We start from the raw sequence: 16501 nt of genomic DNA on the forward strand, positions 1-16501 counted from the left end.
CTGACCCTTTATTTCTAATTACTTTTAGTAAGTGGAGTAAACAGGAGTAAAAATAAATCACAAAAAAGAAAAAGAACCCACGAAACCCTAATATTACAGGATTCATGGGTCTTTTATTGAAATTTAACCGGTAATCCCCCGCGGGATTACACGTTTTAATATGACTAGGCTTCTTCCGCTTCGATCACATTGGATCGATCTTGGAATACACCAGAATCTATTTCCTTCGTAACTTTGCTGGTAATCAGGCCTGATGTCATACTTCCGCTGACATTCAGCGCAGTACGTCCCATGTCAATCAACGGTTCGATAGAGATTAGTAAACCGGCGAGCGCGACGGGCATATTTAACGCTGATAAAACGAGCAGCGCTGCGAATGTAGCTCCGCCGCCAACTCCGGCGACACCAAACGAACTGATGGCAACAACCGCGATCACTGAGATAATAAACGCCGGATCAAACGGATTTTGACCGATTGTCGGGGCAATCATCATCGCCAGCATAGCCGGATAAATCCCGGCACAGCCATTTTGGCCGATAGATAGCCCGAACGAGCCGGCGAAATTCGCAATTCCTTCCGGGACACCCAAGCTTCTTTGTGTTTTAATATTCAGCGGCAAAGCGCCTGCGCTTGATCGTGACGTAAATGCAAACACGAGTACAGGCAGCGCTTTTTTCAAATAAACAACCGGATTTAATCCGCTGATCGTCAGGAGAAGCAAGTGGATGATAAACATTACAATTAACGCGGCATATGAAGCAATGACAAACATACCCAGTTTCAAAATGCTGTCAATATCACTTGTCGCAATCGTTTTTGTCATAATGGCCAGCACACCGTAAGGCGTCAGTCTCAAAATGAGAGTAACAACACGCATGACAATGGCGTAAACAGCATCAATCAATTTTTTGAACGTTTCAGCCTGTTCCGGCTGTTTCCGTCTCACACCTAGAAATGCAATGCCCAGAAAAGCGGCAAAAATAACGACTCCGATAGTTGATGTCGGTCTAGCCCCTGTAAAATCCAAAAACGGATTTCCAGGAAGCAGCTCAATCATTTGCTGCGGCAGTGTTTTCGCTGTCATCTCCTCTGATTTCTGTTCAAGCTCCTGTCCTCGAGAAAGCTCTGTATTTCCTTGATCAACCTGAATCGCATGAAGATCAAAGGAAAGGGCGGACGCAATACCAACCGCCGCGGCTACCGCTGTAGTCGCAACCAAAATCCCGATAATCAAACCGCTGATTTTCCCGAGATTTTTTGTCAGCTTCATCTTTGTAAAAGCGCCTAGAATGGAAATAAAAACAAGCGGCATGACTATCATCTGAAGCAATTTGACATATCCGCCCCCGACAATATTAAACCAGTCGGCTGTTTGAACCACAATGTTTGAAGTCGGACCGTATATCAGCTGAAGCGCAAATCCAAAAACGATCCCCAGCCCCAGGGCAGTAAACACACGTTTTGAAAAAGAAACATGTTTCTTCTGCATGGCAAATAGCCCAATAATGAGTAAAAGTAAAATAAATACGTGCAAAATGACTAGCAAAGTCTCCAATTGAGGCAAACTCTCCCTTCAAAATTTTTCTTATATACTATATTACACAAATTCCGATAGTTCAAGTAAGAATTATTCCAGCATCAATATTTTGATAAAAAAACCCAATGAATACCGTTTTTGTTCTTTTCATTACCCCCTTTCTTTAGTAACTTATATAAGGGTGATAATATTGCTGAAAGAACTGTTCGTAAATTTGACCATTTTAATCACATTTAATTATCTGTTCACCCACCTGTTTAAAGAAAGGTTAATACATAAAAAAGACCGCCTGTCCTTTCAGTTAATAAAAGGAACTGCCTGCGGTCTCCTCGGGGTTATTCTTATGAATTTTGGTTTGACGTATCACCATTCAATCATAGATTTTAGAAATATCCCTATTATGATCGCCGCTCTTTATGGAGGCTGGGTGTCTACAGCGACAGCTCTGATAATAATCGCAGCAGGCCGCATGCTGATCAGCTTGAATGAATCAGCGCTGTATTCCATGATTACAATTTGTATCGCTGCCGTGCTGTCACTTATTGCATCAAGGAGAGAAAAAGTTCAGCTGAAACACGTTCTGTTGCTTTTAATCATTTCAAATGGTTTCATCTCCTTTTTCTTCTATGTATTTGTTGATATCCATTCACTTAAGCTTCACTTTTACTTTTGGCTGATTTCAATTATCGGCGGCATGCTCAGCCTATATATTATCGAGCATGAAACAAATGTACATCTTTTATTTAAACAGTATAAGTTCCAGGCGCACTTTGACTTTTTGACAGGTATTTATAACCGCAGAAAGTTTGAAGAAATCACAAAAGACCTGTATCAACAGGCTGCACACACTCCATCTTTACAATTTTCGCTTATTTATATGGATATCGATCACTTTAAAACGATTAACGATCAATACGGCCATCATGAGGGGGATCAGGTTCTAAAAGAGCTGGGATCCCGACTAAAACAAAATATCCGCAACACTGATCCTGCCGCACGGATCGGCGGCGAAGAATTTGCCGTCCTCTTGCCAAATTGCACGCCTGAGAAAGCATTCCAAATCGCCGAACGGATCAGGCACTCGATTAGTCATACACCGATTGTATTAACAAACGGGGAAAAGCTTTCCGTTACGGCCTCACTGGGAGTAGCCCATTACCCCCGAAATACAGATAAGCCGGAAACCTTGCCGGTTCTTGCTGATCAAATGCTGTATAAAGCGAAAGAAAACGGCCGAAACAAAGTATGGTTTTCCAAAAAAAAGAATGAATTCATGTTTTGAATTCATTCTTCCAATCTGAAAGACGATGTAAAGGCAAAAAAGCGGGAACAAGCATCCCTTGATACTCTTTCTCTATAAATGCCGCTGTATCATCTGATTGATAGAGTTCAAGGATGGTTTGCAGTGTTTCGCGATCTCTGTCCTCAGCTCTGACAACAATTACATTCATATCTTCCTTCCCGGTTTGCCTGGCGCCCTTTAATGTATGCTTCTGCGGGTTCAGCCCCGCTTTTTTTGCGGCGGCTGTTTTCATCACAAACACGTCGGCTCCGCTCAATACATCCTGTTGGCGTACGGTTTTCAATTTCAAGTGTTTCGGATTATCTTTTATCACATCAATTGAACCGGTTCCATTAAATCCGTTCTTCAAAGTAAGCAAACCCGATTCCTGCAGCAGCGTAAGGGCTCGCCCAAAATCGAGCGCTTCATCCGGGACAGCAACAACAGCACCGCGCGGAATATCTTTGATTCGCTGATAACGTTTTGAATAAATGCCCATAGGCGCTATGTATGTCGTGCCGAGCGGCGCCAGTTTATGTTTGTATTTCTTTGAAAACGACTGAAAATATGAAATGGATTGAATAGCATTGGCATCAATCTCTTTGTTAGCCAGCGCAATATCTGATTCTGCATAATCAGAGAATGGAATCAGCTGAATATCAAGCCCTTCCGCTTCAGCCTTTTTTACAATATAGTTCCATATCGCTTCGTCCGACTCTGCAATTCCAATTTTTATCGTTTCATGTTCTGCTGACGGTGAGCATGCAGTAAATGAAATGAAAAGAATAAGAACAAAACTGCATACAAGCCACTTTTTCATTGTGACACCATACTCCTATCTATTTATTAGAGCATGCAAGCTATATCAGACATAAAAATCAGACGCTCCTCGTTGATAAACGTTGTCATTTGTAACATTGGTTAACTTTACCTTACTCATATCAGATAGGGTTGTCAATTACTATTACCCTGCCTTTCCGTAAAGAGATATTAAAGTAAAAAGTCCTGCAAACATAAGATCACGTATCGAAAAAACAGATACATTTCGGCAAATAAATATCAAAATGAAAAATAATATGTTATTTTCCGAAAAAAGTTTCGTTTAACAGTTGTTTTTTCTCAAAATTACTGGTAGAGTAAAGGTAATTATTTTTGTTCGAACTATCTTTAAGAAGAAAGTTTTGTAAGAGTTTTCGTCTTGGAAGTTTGTTTTAGAGCAAGAATAGTGAATTTAAGCGTTATGATCGCTTTAGGAGGAAATTTCATGTTAGAAGGTAAAGTAAAATGGTTCAACTCTGAAAAAGGTTTCGGATTCATCGAAGTAGAAGGTCAAGACGATGTATTCGTTCATTTCTCTGCTATTCAAGGCGAAGGCTTCAAAACTTTAGAAGAAGGCCAATCAGTTTCTTTCGAAATCGTTGAAGGAAACCGTGGACCACAAGCTGCTAACGTTACTAAAGAAGCGTAAGCATAAATTGATAATAAAAACTGCAGGTGCAAGCCTGCAGTTTTTATTTTAAAGAAAAAGCTGTTTTGCTTATGCAAAACAGCTTTTTTTCATTAGTTCGCAATATCCCGTTTCATAAAGATTCCGAAAGCAAGCAACAGGAAGACGACAAAGTAAATCGCCAGCATCACAATAGAGAAAGTCATTGTCATCCCTTCCACTAACGGTGTCCCCTCTACATACTGCATCAGATTAACATTGGCAAATAAAATATACTTCGCCCAGTCAAACTTCATCGCTATAAATGCAGTGGCTGTCGTGCCTGTTACCAATAAGAAGATGGAAAACCCTACAGCAAGAGAGCTGTTTCTAAATACTGCGGACAGCATAAATGCCATCGTAGCCAGCATTAAAGCCGCAACAGATTCTGAGAGATACGTTTTGGCCAAATATCCCAGCATGTTTTGTTCCAATACATGACCGTCCTTATAAATTAAATGAACATTCGCGGCAGTGTCCCCGCCTGTTCCGAAAAAGACCAGTCCCAGCAAAGTTGAACCCATAAATAAAATAAACAGCAATAAGAAACCAAATAAAAGAACGGTTATATATTTTGAAAGCAGAATTTGAAAACGGCTGAGCGGCCGGATCATCAACAGCTTAACCGTACCCCAGTTAAATTCGTTTGCGACGATGCCAGCTGCGATTATAATCGTGAACAGCCCAGTAAGGATTGTAAAACCGGCAGAATCCGTTACATAAGACCAAACGGTATAGCCAGTGTCACTCGGGATATTATGTTCAATGCGATAGTTATTGATTGTGATCGTTTCTTCATATTGTCCTTTCAGGGAAGGATCTTCTTTCATTGCCTTCTTCAAATCAGCATTTTGTGCTTGAAGCGTTTCTTTCCACTTCGGATTAGCTTCATCGGTCGAAAAGTGGTTTGTTAAAAATGCCCACCCGATCATTGTCAAAGCAAGAATTCCGATCATCACCCATGTTCCGACACGGCTGAAAATTTTGATCCACTCATTATAAATCAAATTAAGCATGTTGAACCTCCTCTTTTGCTTCGCCTGTGATTTCTAAGAAGCGGTCCTCTAATGATTTTGTAATCACTTTGACTTCATAAATGCGGATTTGCTGCATGACCAGCAATTCAATGACTGCAGGGACGTCCTCTTTAGCCAGTTTGATTTCCAAACCGTTTGTCTTGATTACCGAATCATATTCTTTTAGAATCGCAGCAGCTTCCTTCGGCTGCTCCACATGGAAGAAATATGTATCCTTTTCATCAGTTATTTCATCTCTTACATTCTGAATGTCGATAAGCTTTCCTTTTTGAATAATCGCAATTCGGTCACACATCAGTTCCATTTCTGACAGCAGATGGCTTGATACGATGACAGACATTCCTCTTTCTCGCGTCAGCTTCTTTAAATGGTCCCTGATTTCTCTGATTCCCGCCGGATCAAGGCCGTTTGTCGGTTCATCCAAAATCAGCACTTTCGGATCGTGCAGAAGGCATTGTGCCAAGCCGAGACGCTGTCTCATTCCCAGAGAGTAGGTTTTCACTTTATCATGGATTCTTTCTTTAAGGCCTACCAGTTCTACCACTTCATCAATTTTTTCCTTCGTGACACCCTTTACCATCCTTGCGTATTGCTGGAGATTTTTATATCCGCTTAAGAATTTATACAGCTCTGGATTCTCTACAATAGCCCCGATATGTTTGATTGCCTTGGCATAATCTTTCGTGATTGATTGGCCGCAAATGAGCACATCGCCTTGTGATAGCTTCATTAAACCGACCATCATTCTGATTGTTGTCGTTTTCCCTGCTCCGTTCGGTCCCAGAAATCCAAATACTTCGCCTTCGCGAATCGAAAAGCTCAGATGATCAATGATCGTCCGGCCTCTGATGTTTTTTGTCACATTTTTTAATTCCAATACTGTTTTCATCAAATTCCTCCTCTTTCTAGTAAACTTCCATATTCGTTTTAAACCATTGCAGCACGGACATACCTTCCTGCTCGCGAATCTCTTCCACATCACGCTGCGCCATTTTTTCTCCGTCGGCGAGCACGATGACCTCGTCAAGCAGGATTTCAATTTCATCAATTTCGTGTGTCGCAATGACAACGATTTGCTGCTCAAAATCAATATAAGAAACGAGACTGTTTACGATTGAATCCCTGACCATTGGATCAAGACCGGAAAAAGGCTCGTCCAGCAGAATGACGGAAGCTTTTCTTGATAGTGCCAGCACAATTTTAAGACGGCCTCGATTCCCCTTGGAAAGCTGCTTTATCTTTTTTTCAGGCTTCAGCTGCATTTCCTCAAGCAGCTGATAGGCTTTTTCCATCTGAAAGTCAGGGAACTGTGATTCGTAAAAATCGAGCATATCTTTCACCGTAAATCCGGGATAAAACATGTCTAGCTCTGTTAGATAAGCCGTCTGTTTGACCATGTCTCTTGTTACAGGCTGTTCACCCGCTTGCACTGATCCTGAAGTAGGAAACATCAATCCGGCGATTAATTTCAAGGTTGTCGATTTCCCGCTGCCATTCGAGCCCAAAAATCCGTAAATTTTTCCCGGATATAAAGTGAAGGATATATTGTTTAGCGCCGTGTGGCCGCCGTATCTCTTAGACACATTGTCAAACACAATATTCATTCCTGTCCTCCTTCCGTGTATTTTTTAATCCCTGCCAGCATTTCTTCTTTTGTTAATCCCAGCTCTGCCATTTGATGAATAAAGCTTTCAAACACTTCACGGGTAAGCCTCTCTTTCAGTTCATCCACGATTTCAGCTTTGTCAGCGATAAACGTCCCTTGCCCTCTTCTTGTCTCCACAATTCCCAGCCTTTCCATTTCACTGTAGGTTCTTTGAATCGTATTCGGATTTACTTTTGTTTGAATTGCCATTTCTCTGACAGACGGCAGCTTGTCTCCGGGAACAAGCTCCTGTCTGACCAGCCTATAAAAAATTTGATCAGCAATTTGCAAATAAATCGGTTTAGAGGATTGAAAGTCTTGTCTCATGTTCTCTACACCTCAACTTTTCGCTGCAGGAGCCTGGAAGCCAAAAAAAGAAATACAGCTGCCAGAACCAGCATGACAATAATAGACGGATATGGAAGATGGAAGATGTTTAATTCCACGCTCCACCCTAAGGATCCCTTGTATGTAAAACCGACATCTCCATACGTTGTGAAATAATACAGTTTATCCAGCGGTGTCAGCCAAGGCATAATCAAATGGTCCTCTGCATAAAACCACCCTATCCCCAGTAACATACAAATGAACCAGCGAAACCGCCAGATGAGGGAAGAACTCGATTTTAAAGAATGAAACACATTCCACAGCAGGATCACCGCACAGGAAAGATAAGCAGTAAATACCAGCCCATAAAGATTAAAGATCAGTATAGTGCCTGCAAGCGGAACTTGATCAGCAATGAGCGTTTTTGAGTTAAGGTATTGATAAAGAAAGACTCCGTAAACTGAAATCAAAAACTGAAAAATAAATTGATAGACAAGACCGGCAGTCAGTTTCGAGAGTAAAAGCGCGGCTGCGCCGTTCGGATTATATAACCATAGCTGGTTTTTCCCCTCTACACGAAGACTATTGTAGATCAGCAAAGGAGCTAAAAACACTTGAAAAATGGCAAGCATTACCCAGCATCCAAAAGCAGCTAAAGGTTCTTCAGTCAATCGTTCTAATAAAAAGCTTCCGGCAGCTAAAAGTATGACTGCACCGAGACATGCAAAAAACCGCATTTTTGACAGTCTCAAATCCTTTTTTACTAAACCCCAAAACGGTTTCATTGTTTTTCCTCCTAAAAACACTCATGAAGTGTATGACTCAAATAGTACACTAGAACTTTTTGAAATACAACATATTCCATGGATTTATTTTATAAAAAACCAAGTTTTATGCATTTAAACAGCATAAAAAAAAAGCAAACCCGCCATGAGTAAACGGATTTGCCTTTGGATATTATTTCTTTTTATTTTTCATGGAGAGCAGCGCATCACGATAACTGCTGTCCTGCATTTTGTCACTTTGTTCAGTGACCTCTTTGTCTTTCTGATCTTCCTCAGAATGCTTAAACTTTTGAAGCGCCTGCCTGTAGAAGTCATCCCCAATTGAGTCACTTTTCTCTTTTTCAGAGTCAGTTTTTACAACGGCTGGGACATGCTCAGCAGCCCTTGCTTCAGCAGGGTATTGTGCTTCGTTTTCTTCCTCTTCTGGAGGGGCGATTTTTTCAGCTGATTCTCGCTTCTCGAGTCCAGCAGAGGCGTTGCGGACGTTATACGTGATAAGGCCCGCAATCACAATGACAGCAGCAATAATTGCTATAATAATGGCCATTTTAACCTCTCCTTACTGTCCGGCTGTTAAGTTTCCTGTGACTTGGCTGACGCGTCTTCCTAATGCGCGGCCCAGCTGGATACCTTCCTCAGACATTAACTCATCACTGTCTACCGGGCAAGTGACGCCCGCTCCGTAGTAAGAACCGTACAGCGCGTTTTCAGGCACATTGCCAGGTAAACCGACAACAATCATCCCTTGGTGGAACATTGGCGTGATTAAGTTGTGCATTGTCATTTCCAAGCCGCCGTGTGTTGTTGCCGTTGTGCAGAATACTGCGCCGACTTTGTTGATCAGCTCGCCTTCAGCCCATAAGTAGCCGAGTCTGTCGATCCAAGTTTTCAAACCTGCACTGATTGTTCCGAAATGCCCGGGGCATCCCCAAATAATCGCGTCCATGTCTTTAAGCTGGCGGATATCCGCCTGATCTACGTGGTCGATGAATACTTCAGCCGCGTCGTTTTCCCGAGCGCCTTCAGCAATCGCTTCTGCCAATACCTTTGTATGTTCGCCTTCACTGTCATACACTACATAAATTTTCATTCAGGAAACCTCCCTGTACAGTTTAAGATTCCTTAACTTCTTTTGGAGCCGGAAGCAATGAAAGCTCCTCTTTTTTCTTTTTCTCCGCACGCAATTTATCTTTTCTGACATCACGCAGGAAAAGACTGAGAATCACACCTGCCACACAGAATAATGTCGCCCACATAAAGGCGTCATTAATCCCCATGACGTTTGAATCGAGTGTCGCGTGTTTATAAATATGTGAGTAAACATACGTTTTCGCTGTTTCATAAGGCACATTCATATTCACCATTATATTCGAAACTGCATTTTGGAACGCATGGAGGAAGTTCGGGTCCGCCGTGCTTGTTTTATCTGCAATTTGTGAATAATGGAATGTCGTGCGGTTTGTATAAATCGTCGTAATTAAGCTTGTTCCAATTGATCCGCTGATTTGGCGGAGCGTGTTGCTCATCGCCGTTCCGTGACTGTTCAGACGGGCAGGAAGCTGGTTCATCCCGGCTGTCATGACAGGCATCATTAAGAGTGACATACCGAATGCGCGAATTGAGTATACAAGCATAATGTGTGTATACGGTGTATCGATGGTCAATTGCGTATATTGGAATGTTGTCACCACTGTCACGACCAGACCGATAATCGCAAGCGGTCTCGGGCCGAATTTATCAAACAAAATACCAGAGATCGGTGACATGATCAGCATCACGATCGCACCTGGAAGCAGAAGCAGACCGGATTGAAGCGCCGTAAATCCGACCAGGTTTTGCAGATAGATCGGTAACAGGAACATACCAGTGTAAAGTGCCACTGTAATAATGATATTAATAACACTTGAGAGTGAGAAAATGTCGTATTTAAACACTCTGAAATCAAGCATCGGATCATCATGGCGCAATTGCTGAACAACAAAAGCAATAATTGCAATGACGCCGATTATAACTGTAGACAGTACAACCGGGTCGGTCCAGCCGTCAGAACCCGCTTCACTGACTCCGTATAATAAGGATGCGAAACCGACAATTGAGAGGATCGCTCCAAGTGTGTCGAGTTTGATTTTTTGCGGCTCCACCAGATTCTTAAAGATGAAGAAAGCCACGATGATAACAATTGCGCCGACCGGCACAAGTCCGTAAAACATAATGCGCCATGTGTAATGCTCAATAATCCACCCAGAAAGAGTCGGGCCGACCGCTGGAGCAAACATCATCGCAAGTCCGAAAATCCCCATTCCTTTCCCCCTGCTTTCAGGCGGGAAGATTAACAGAATGGTTGTCATAACGAGCGGCTGCAAGATACCTCCGCCCACGGCCTGGATCAAACGGCCGATCAGCATTACAGAGAAGTTAGGTGCGATACCGCAGACTAACGTACCGAGCGTAAAACAGAACATGGCGACGAGAAAGAGACTCCGTTGGCCAAAACGTGTAATCAGGAAGGCAGATAACGGAATCAATACGCCGTTAACAAGCATGTAACCTGTTGTCAGCCACTGAATCGTCGTTGCACTTACGCCAAATTCTGTCATTAAGTGCGGCATTGCGACGTTAAGCAATGTTTGGTTTAGTATTGCCAAAAACAAACCCGCCATTAGCACAATCAGCAATGTCATAGGGCTTTTTGTATTTTTTTCTTTGCCTCTAGCCATCTAAGACAACCTCCTTTCATGGTTTGATGACTGATCTGTTTTACTCAGAAATCTTAACAGATGCATTCATACCTGGAAGCACCTTATCAGATGGGTTTTTGATTGAAATTTTAACAGGAACTTTTTGCGTTACTTTTGTGTAGTTTCCGCTTGAATTTGTAGATGGAAGCATATCAAAAGTTGAGTTCGTCGCATAGCCAATTTCTTCTACAGTACCGTCAAAAGTTGTATCAGGATCTCCGTCAACGACTACGTCTACACTATTTCCTACTTCAATATCCGCAATATCTGTTTCTTTAATATTTGCTGTGATGTACAGGTTGTCCATGTCAATCGTTTGCGCAATTGTTGTACCAGCCTGTACGGTTTGTCCGTTTTTCACTTCGTTTTTCACAATTGTTCCATCCATGATGGATTTCACATCAACAGTTTGTTCACCTTTGATTTTTGCAACTGTGTCGCCTTTTTTCACTGTTTTTCCTTCTTCAAGATCCCAATCGGATACTTTACCTGCTGCTGGAGCTGAGATAGCTGCCATATCGCCGGCTACTTTTGCTTCATCTGTTTTTACGTAGTTTGTGCTTTGATAATAGTAGTAAGCACCTCCGCCTATAATTGCAAGAACAACAATCAAACCGATAATGTTGGTCAGAATTAAACGTCCTCTGTTCATTTTGTTTTTCTCCTTTCGTTTCTTCCTCTATCATTTTGTGGAAAGCTGGTGAAAATATGTGGGAAGTTTTCAATTACCGCTTTTTTCTGCACAGCCTTCAGCGAGTTTTGATAAACTCCCGGCAAGCTTACGCAAATATTGAAGCTGAGACGTGTCAAGCTTCTGATACAGGCTCGCGCCCATTTTTGCGTATTGCACAGCGGCTTTCTGTAAAAGTTCTTCCCCCTCTTCGGTTAACTGAATCATGACGATACGGCGGTCATCCGGACTGTCATATCGATTCATCAATTGCCGGTTATATAGGATATCGGTCATCCGGGTCACAGAAGCAGGCTTAAGATCAAGAGACATGGCCAGCTTGCTGAGCGGCGTGCTTCCGCTTTGATGAATCTTAAACATCAGTAAATATTGAAGGACTGTAATATCAAAAGGCTCAAGCACAATCTCCAATATCTTCTTCTGTTTTTTATAGATAGACCGAGACGTATCGAAGAGCTGTTCAAAAGTGAGCAAAGCACGTTCTGATTCAGTCAACTCCTTTTCACCTCATTCCTCAATAATAGTTCACAAGATAAAATATTAATAAATGAAAGAAGATTTGTCAAAGGAAAAATTCCTTTTTTCTTCTTATTTTTTTCGTAATCGCTTTCTTACTTTTTTTAAATAAAAAAAAGCCCTGAAATGGGCTCTTCACTAGGATAATTGATGGCTGATGCCAGTTTCTTCATTTCTAAAAAAGTTCTTCAGCGCCTGAAAAACGTCTGACTTCTGCTTTAAAATATAGTATTTGAATTTCTCGTCTTTCACATTTTTATAAGCCGACATTAACGTCGAGTGTCTATTGTATTGATTGACCTCGCCATAACAGAACAAATTCGCTTTCTTCATAATATCATTCACCAATTTCACGCACCGGGCATTATCAGATGTGAGATTGTCGCCGTCGGAGAAATGAAAAGGGTAAATATTATAACGGGCGGGGCTGTATTTTTCATCGATCAGCTCTAGCGACTTTCGATATACGGAAGAACAGATTGTTCCGCCGCTTTCTCCCTTTGAAAAGAAATCTTCCTCAGACACAACTTTTGCTTCTGTATGATGGGCAATAAATTCAATTTCAACTGTTTCATATTTCGTCCGTAAAAAGCGGGTCATCCAGAAAAAGAAGCTTCTCGCCATGTACTTTTCCCACACGCCCATACTGCCGCTCGTATCCATCATTGCTAACACGACAGCTTTTGACTCAGGCTTCGTGACATCATTCCATGTTTTATATTTTAAGTCCTCCGGATAAATCGGATAGAAAGACGGCTTCCCTGTCATCGCGTTGCGTTTAAAAGCCGACATCATTGTTCTTTTCTTATCAATATTACCGGTTAACCCTGTTTTACGGATATCGTTAAACTCAATATCCGTGTGGATGATATCATCTCTTTCTTTTTGCTGAAGATTCGGAAGCTCTAATTCTTTGAAAAGCGCTTCTTCTAAATCCATTAGTGAAACTTCTGCTTCATAATAATCTTCGCCTGCCTGATCTCCGGCTCCCTGGCCTTTACCCGGCCCCTGCTTTTTGTCTGATCCGTCCCGGGCTACCACATCTCCAACCTGGCTGTCCCCGTCCCCTTGCCCTACATGTTTATTTTTATCGTAGTTATAGCGGATTTTATACTCATCCAATGAGCGGATTGGAATTTTCACTACATCCTTGCCGTTAGACATAATAATGCTTTCCTCGGTTACGAGATCCGGGAGATTGTTTTTTATGGCTTCCTGTACTTTTTTCTGGTGGCGCTGCTGGTCATCGAAGCCTTTGCGATGGAGGGACCAGTTTTCCTCAGAAATCAAAAAATGGCCGCTGTCATTTTGGGACATGAATTTCCCCTCCTTAACCATTTGTGGTCGTGATACATACCTATTCCGGCTTGTGCCAGATTATGAAACAAGTCTTTCGGAAAGATTTATATTCATCATATGCGCATCACTACAGTTAATTGACAAACTATTTAGAAAATGGTACAAAACAACCCGCCCTGTTCGGACGGGTCACTTGCTTATCGGTTCAGCAGGCTGCCGACGTATTTCAGCAGCTCATTGGCACTCGTCGAGTTGTAGCCGTGCTCATCAATTAAACGGGCGACGACTTCATTTACTTTCTTCAGCTGCTGCTCATCAGGCGTTTTCGTTGAGGTCGTAATTTTAACGACATCCTTCAAATCAGCAAACAATTTTTTCTGAATGGCTTCACGCAGTCTTTCGTGGGAATTGTAGTCAAACCGCTTTCCTTTTCTCGCATACGCGGAGATGCGGATTAAGATTTCTTCGCGGAACGCTTTTTTCGCATTTTCGGAAATGCCGATCTGTTCTTCAATCGATCTCATCAGCTTTTCGTCCGGATTCATTTCTTCCCCTGTCAAAGGATCACGCAGCTTATTTTTATTGCAATAAGCCTCTACGTTGTCGAGATAATTATCCATGAGCGTTTTGGCTGATTCTTCATATGAATACACAAACGCTTTTTGGACTTCCTTCTTCGCAATATCATCATATTCCTTACGTGCTGCGGAAATAAAATTCAAGTACCGCTCCCGATCCTCGTTTGAAATAGACGGATGCTGATCAAGTCCTTCTTTTAAAGAACGGAGAACATCAAGGGAATTGATCGACTCCATATTTTTTCTGATAATGGTTGAAGAAATGCGGTTGATCACGTAGCGCGGGTCAATTCCGCTCATCCCCTCATCATTATATTCTTTCTTCATGTCCTCAACGTCTACTGAATTAAAGCCTTCCACACTTTCTCCGTCATACAGTCTCATTTTCTTCACCAGATCAATATCAGACCGCTTCGGCTCTTTTAATCGGGTAAGGATTGAAAACATCGCGGCGACCTTAAGGGTGTGAGGAGCAATATGAACATCCGATACATCACTTTCTGCGATCATTTTTTCATAAATTCTTTCTTCCTCAGACACTTTTAAGTTATAAGGAACAGGCATCACAATAATTCTGGAGTGCAGGGCTTCGTTTTTCTTATTAGAAATAAATGAGCGATACTCCGTTTCATTCGTGTGAGCTACGATCAGCTCATCAGCAGAAATTAACGCAAATCGCCCGGCTTTAAAATTCCCTTCCTGTGTCAGTGAGAGCAAATGCCAGAGAAACTTCTCATCACATTTCAGCATCTCCTGAAACTCCATCATGCCTCGGTTCGCCTTGTTCAGCTCTCCGTCAAACCGGTAGGCGCGCGGATCAGATTCAGAACCGTACTCGGCAATGGTTGAAAAATCAATACTTCCCGTCAAATCGGCAATATCCTGAGATTTCGGGTCAGACGGGCTGAAGGTGCCGATTCCTGTACGCTTATCCTCAGAAAAGAAGATCCGTTCCACCCTCACATCTTCAATACGCCCCCCGTACTCTTCCTCCAGCCTCATCACATTTAATGGTGAAAGACTTCCTTCTATTCTAATGCCGTATTCTCTGTAAAAATCCTCACGCAAATGATGAGGGATTAAATGAAGGGGGTCCTCGTGCATCGGGCAGCCTTTAATCGCGTATACAGCACCATTATCCGTCAGCGTGTACGCTTCAAGACCTTTTTTGAGCATCGTGACCAGCGTTGATTTACCGCCGCTCACAGGGCCCATTAAAAGCAGAATCCGCTTTCTGACATCAAGCCTTTTCGCTGCCGGATGAAAATATTCTTCCACAAGGCGCTCGAGGGATTCTTCAAGCCCGAACAGCTCGCGGTCAAAAAAGCTGTACTTCTTCCGTCCGTCAATCTCCTCTATCCCGCTGTCTTTTATCATATTAAAAACACGAGAATGAGCAGATTGCGCGACCATTGGATTTTCTTTAATAATCTCCAAATAATCAGCGAATGTTCCTTCCCATTTCAGACGCTGCTCTTCCTCTCTGTACTTTTCAATTTTCTTTAATATATCCATAAGGACCTCCTCTATCATGTTTGATGCGCTGTGCAAAAAAAGGTACTTTGATACAATCTATGCCGTCAGCTCGTGATACATGCTTTGGTTTCTTAAAATAAAGATACCTTATACAGCGTTGACAAGGCAGACTGCGTGCGTTCATAATAAAGAAAATACAGAATCATCCAGACTCGGACAGCAGGAAAAATTGAAGAGGGGGAGAGACGGTGAAAACAATCATCATGATGGGAGTCATTGTCACTTTTTTAGTATCAATTTTTACCGCAGGGTACGATAGCAAGCCGGGAAAAGAATAAAAAGAAAAGGGTGCTCCCTCCTGAGAGCACCCTTTTTCTTTGTAACAGAACAATGTTTTACAACTTAATTCTTTTCATCATTTTTGAATGCTGATCGCATTCGCATTTGTTTTCAAACTCAACTGTGCCGATTTTACAGCCTGGCCCGATAACGACTTCTTTCCCTCTGACAACCGCCGCCTCGGTATTTTCCAAATAGATTTTATCTCCTTCAATCAGCTCCGCAGTTAGTTTCGCTTTTTTTCGCGCAAAAAAGCGCGCACGTTTTTTTACTGTAATGGACGTTCCGCCTATTTCCCGGACCCGGCTGGCATCATGGCTCAATCCGATATCAATCTCACCTGCATTCAGCAAACCTGTTACGTCCACACAGCCAGTGATATGAAACGATTCGGTTTCACAATCGCCTTTCACGCTGAGCTTTCCTTTTGCTTCGCACGAATCCCCTGCCATATTGCCGCCGACCTCAGTCAGACCCTTCAGCTTCAATCGGCCAACATGAAGAGCGCCTCTGACTTGCATCGTCCCATATATACTGATTTTGTCCGCAGTCAAATCGCCTTCAAACTCGCTTTCTCCGAATACTTTCAGCCGTTCAGTCTCCGCGTTCCCGAGAAAACGGCCTGTGCCGTATATGCGGCAGCCTGCAGCGGACAGTCCTTCTCCAACCGTACCTTCACCTTTGATGCTGACATGGTGATAGGCGCCTCCCGCAGCGTGCCCGGCACCATATAATTTTAAATTCCCTAATTTTACCGTTTCATA

At 42.4% G+C, this 16501-nt stretch carries 15 protein-coding genes and 2 pseudogenes; 2 read left to right on the forward strand and 15 right to left on the reverse strand.

Annotated elements, in window-relative coordinates:
* Positions 1 to 164: 164 nt before the first annotated feature.
* Positions 165 to 1556, reverse strand: a complete 1392-nt coding sequence (locus tag AU387_RS17735) for an L-cystine transporter (RefSeq protein WP_044156640.1) — start codon at positions 1554 to 1556, stop codon at positions 165 to 167.
* A 172-nt stretch (positions 1557 to 1728) separates the two neighbouring features.
* On the opposite strand from AU387_RS17735, the gene dgcK reads away from it, so the two are divergent.
* Entirely contained in the window at positions 1729 to 2820 is a 1092-nt protein-coding gene (gene dgcK, locus AU387_RS17740; RefSeq protein WP_059336474.1) for a diguanylate cyclase DgcK, read from the forward strand.
* Here the strand turns inward: dgcK and AU387_RS17745 are convergent.
* Complete coding sequence (locus AU387_RS17745; RefSeq protein WP_059336476.1) at positions 2810 to 3640, reverse strand: MetQ/NlpA family ABC transporter substrate-binding protein; 831 nt, start codon at positions 3638 to 3640, stop codon at positions 2810 to 2812. The genes dgcK and AU387_RS17745 overlap by 11 nt on opposite strands.
* A gap of 444 nt (positions 3641 to 4084) precedes the next feature.
* On the opposite strand from AU387_RS17745, the gene cspB reads away from it, so the two are divergent.
* Complete coding sequence (gene cspB / locus AU387_RS17750; RefSeq protein ID WP_010333511.1) at positions 4085 to 4288, forward strand: cold shock-like protein CspB; 204 nt, start codon at positions 4085 to 4087, stop codon at positions 4286 to 4288.
* A 92-nt stretch (positions 4289 to 4380) separates the two neighbouring features.
* Here cspB and AU387_RS17755 read toward each other — a convergent pair whose 3' ends face one another.
* The 13 genes and pseudogenes from AU387_RS17755 to AU387_RS17815 all read right to left on the reverse strand — a co-directional run.
* Entirely contained in the window at positions 4381 to 5322 is a 942-nt protein-coding gene (locus AU387_RS17755) for an ABC transporter permease (RefSeq protein ID WP_044156646.1), read from the reverse strand.
* Entirely contained in the window at positions 5315 to 6232 is a 918-nt protein-coding gene (locus AU387_RS17760; protein WP_044156647.1) for an ABC transporter ATP-binding protein, read from the reverse strand. The genes AU387_RS17755 and AU387_RS17760 overlap by 8 nt, the downstream gene beginning before the upstream one ends.
* 16 nt (positions 6233 to 6248) lie before the next feature.
* Positions 6249 to 6947, reverse strand: a complete 699-nt coding sequence (locus AU387_RS17765; RefSeq protein WP_059336477.1) for an ABC transporter ATP-binding protein — start codon at positions 6945 to 6947, stop codon at positions 6249 to 6251.
* Complete coding sequence (locus AU387_RS17770; RefSeq protein WP_044156650.1) at positions 6944 to 7315, reverse strand: GntR family transcriptional regulator; 372 nt, start codon at positions 7313 to 7315, stop codon at positions 6944 to 6946. Before AU387_RS17770 ends, AU387_RS17765 begins: the two co-directional genes overlap by 4 nt.
* 5 nt (positions 7316 to 7320) lie before the next feature.
* Positions 7321 to 8100, reverse strand: coding sequence for a hypothetical protein (locus tag AU387_RS17775; RefSeq protein WP_059293175.1), 780 nt, complete (start codon positions 8098 to 8100; stop codon positions 7321 to 7323).
* A 172-nt stretch (positions 8101 to 8272) separates the two neighbouring features.
* Positions 8273 to 8647 (reverse strand): hypothetical protein, encoded by a 375-nt coding sequence (locus AU387_RS17780; protein WP_044156652.1) that lies wholly within the window; start codon positions 8645 to 8647, stop codon positions 8273 to 8275.
* A gap of 12 nt (positions 8648 to 8659) precedes the next feature.
* Complete coding sequence (locus AU387_RS17785) at positions 8660 to 9190, reverse strand: NAD(P)H-dependent oxidoreductase (RefSeq protein ID WP_044156653.1); 531 nt, start codon at positions 9188 to 9190, stop codon at positions 8660 to 8662.
* 22 nt (positions 9191 to 9212) lie between these two features.
* Positions 9213 to 10817, reverse strand: a complete 1605-nt coding sequence (locus AU387_RS17790) for an MFS transporter (RefSeq protein ID WP_059293177.1) — start codon at positions 10815 to 10817, stop codon at positions 9213 to 9215.
* A gap of 40 nt (positions 10818 to 10857) precedes the next feature.
* Positions 10858 to 11524 (reverse strand): annotated as a pseudogene (locus AU387_RS17795) (biotin/lipoyl-containing protein).
* A 35-nt stretch (positions 11525 to 11559) separates the two neighbouring features.
* Positions 11560 to 12024 (reverse strand): MarR family transcriptional regulator, encoded by a 465-nt coding sequence (locus AU387_RS17800; protein WP_044156656.1) that lies wholly within the window; start codon positions 12022 to 12024, stop codon positions 11560 to 11562.
* A 159-nt stretch (positions 12025 to 12183) separates the two neighbouring features.
* Entirely contained in the window at positions 12184 to 13362 is a 1179-nt protein-coding gene (gene yhbH, locus AU387_RS17805; protein WP_059336478.1) for a sporulation protein YhbH, read from the reverse strand.
* Positions 13363 to 13541: 179 nt separating this feature from the next.
* A complete protein-coding gene (prkA, locus tag AU387_RS17810; RefSeq protein ID WP_024120689.1) occupies positions 13542 to 15437 on the reverse strand; it encodes a serine/threonine protein kinase PrkA in 1896 nt (631 codons plus the stop codon).
* Between the two features lie 356 nt (positions 15438 to 15793).
* Positions 15794 to 16498 (reverse strand): annotated as a pseudogene (locus AU387_RS17815) (hypothetical protein); the annotation flags it as partial.
* Positions 16499 to 16501: the final 3 nt, after the last annotated feature.

The organism is Bacillus halotolerans, assembly GCF_001517105.1.
In the GTDB taxonomy this organism is placed as follows: Bacteria; Bacillota; Bacilli; order Bacillales; family Bacillaceae; genus Bacillus; species Bacillus halotolerans.

Excerpts from the sequence above, each read along its gene's own strand:
- AU387_RS17745 (WP_059336476.1), bottom strand. The coding sequence starts at position 3,640 with ATGAAAAAGTGGCTTGTATGCAGTTTTGTTCTTATTCTTTTCATTTCA.
- cspB (WP_010333511.1), top strand. The coding sequence starts at position 4,085 with ATGTTAGAAGGTAAAGTAAAATGGTTCAACTCTGAAAAAGGTTTCGGA.
- AU387_RS17755 (WP_044156646.1), bottom strand. The coding sequence starts at position 5,322 with ATGCTTAATTTGATTTATAATGAGTGGATCAAAATTTTCAGCCGTGTC.
- AU387_RS17760 (WP_044156647.1), bottom strand. The coding sequence starts at position 6,232 with ATGAAAACAGTATTGGAATTAAAAAATGTGACAAAAAACATCAGAGGC.
- AU387_RS17765 (WP_059336477.1), bottom strand. The coding sequence starts at position 6,947 with ATGAATATTGTGTTTGACAATGTGTCTAAGAGATACGGCGGCCACACG.
- AU387_RS17770 (WP_044156650.1), bottom strand. The coding sequence starts at position 7,315 with ATGAGACAAGACTTTCAATCCTCTAAACCGATTTATTTGCAAATTGCT.
- AU387_RS17775 (WP_059293175.1), bottom strand. The coding sequence starts at position 8,100 with ATGAAACCGTTTTGGGGTTTAGTAAAAAAGGATTTGAGACTGTCAAAA.
- AU387_RS17780 (WP_044156652.1), bottom strand. The coding sequence starts at position 8,647 with ATGGCCATTATTATAGCAATTATTGCTGCTGTCATTGTGATTGCGGGC.
- AU387_RS17785 (WP_044156653.1), bottom strand. The coding sequence starts at position 9,190 with ATGAAAATTTATGTAGTGTATGACAGTGAAGGCGAACATACAAAGGTA.
- AU387_RS17790 (WP_059293177.1), bottom strand. The coding sequence starts at position 10,817 with ATGGCTAGAGGCAAAGAAAAAAATACAAAAAGCCCTATGACATTGCTG.
- yhbH (WP_059336478.1), bottom strand. The coding sequence starts at position 13,362 with ATGTCCCAAAATGACAGCGGCCATTTTTTGATTTCTGAGGAAAACTGG.
- prkA (WP_024120689.1), bottom strand. The coding sequence starts at position 15,437 with ATGGATATATTAAAGAAAATTGAAAAGTACAGAGAGGAAGAGCAGCGT.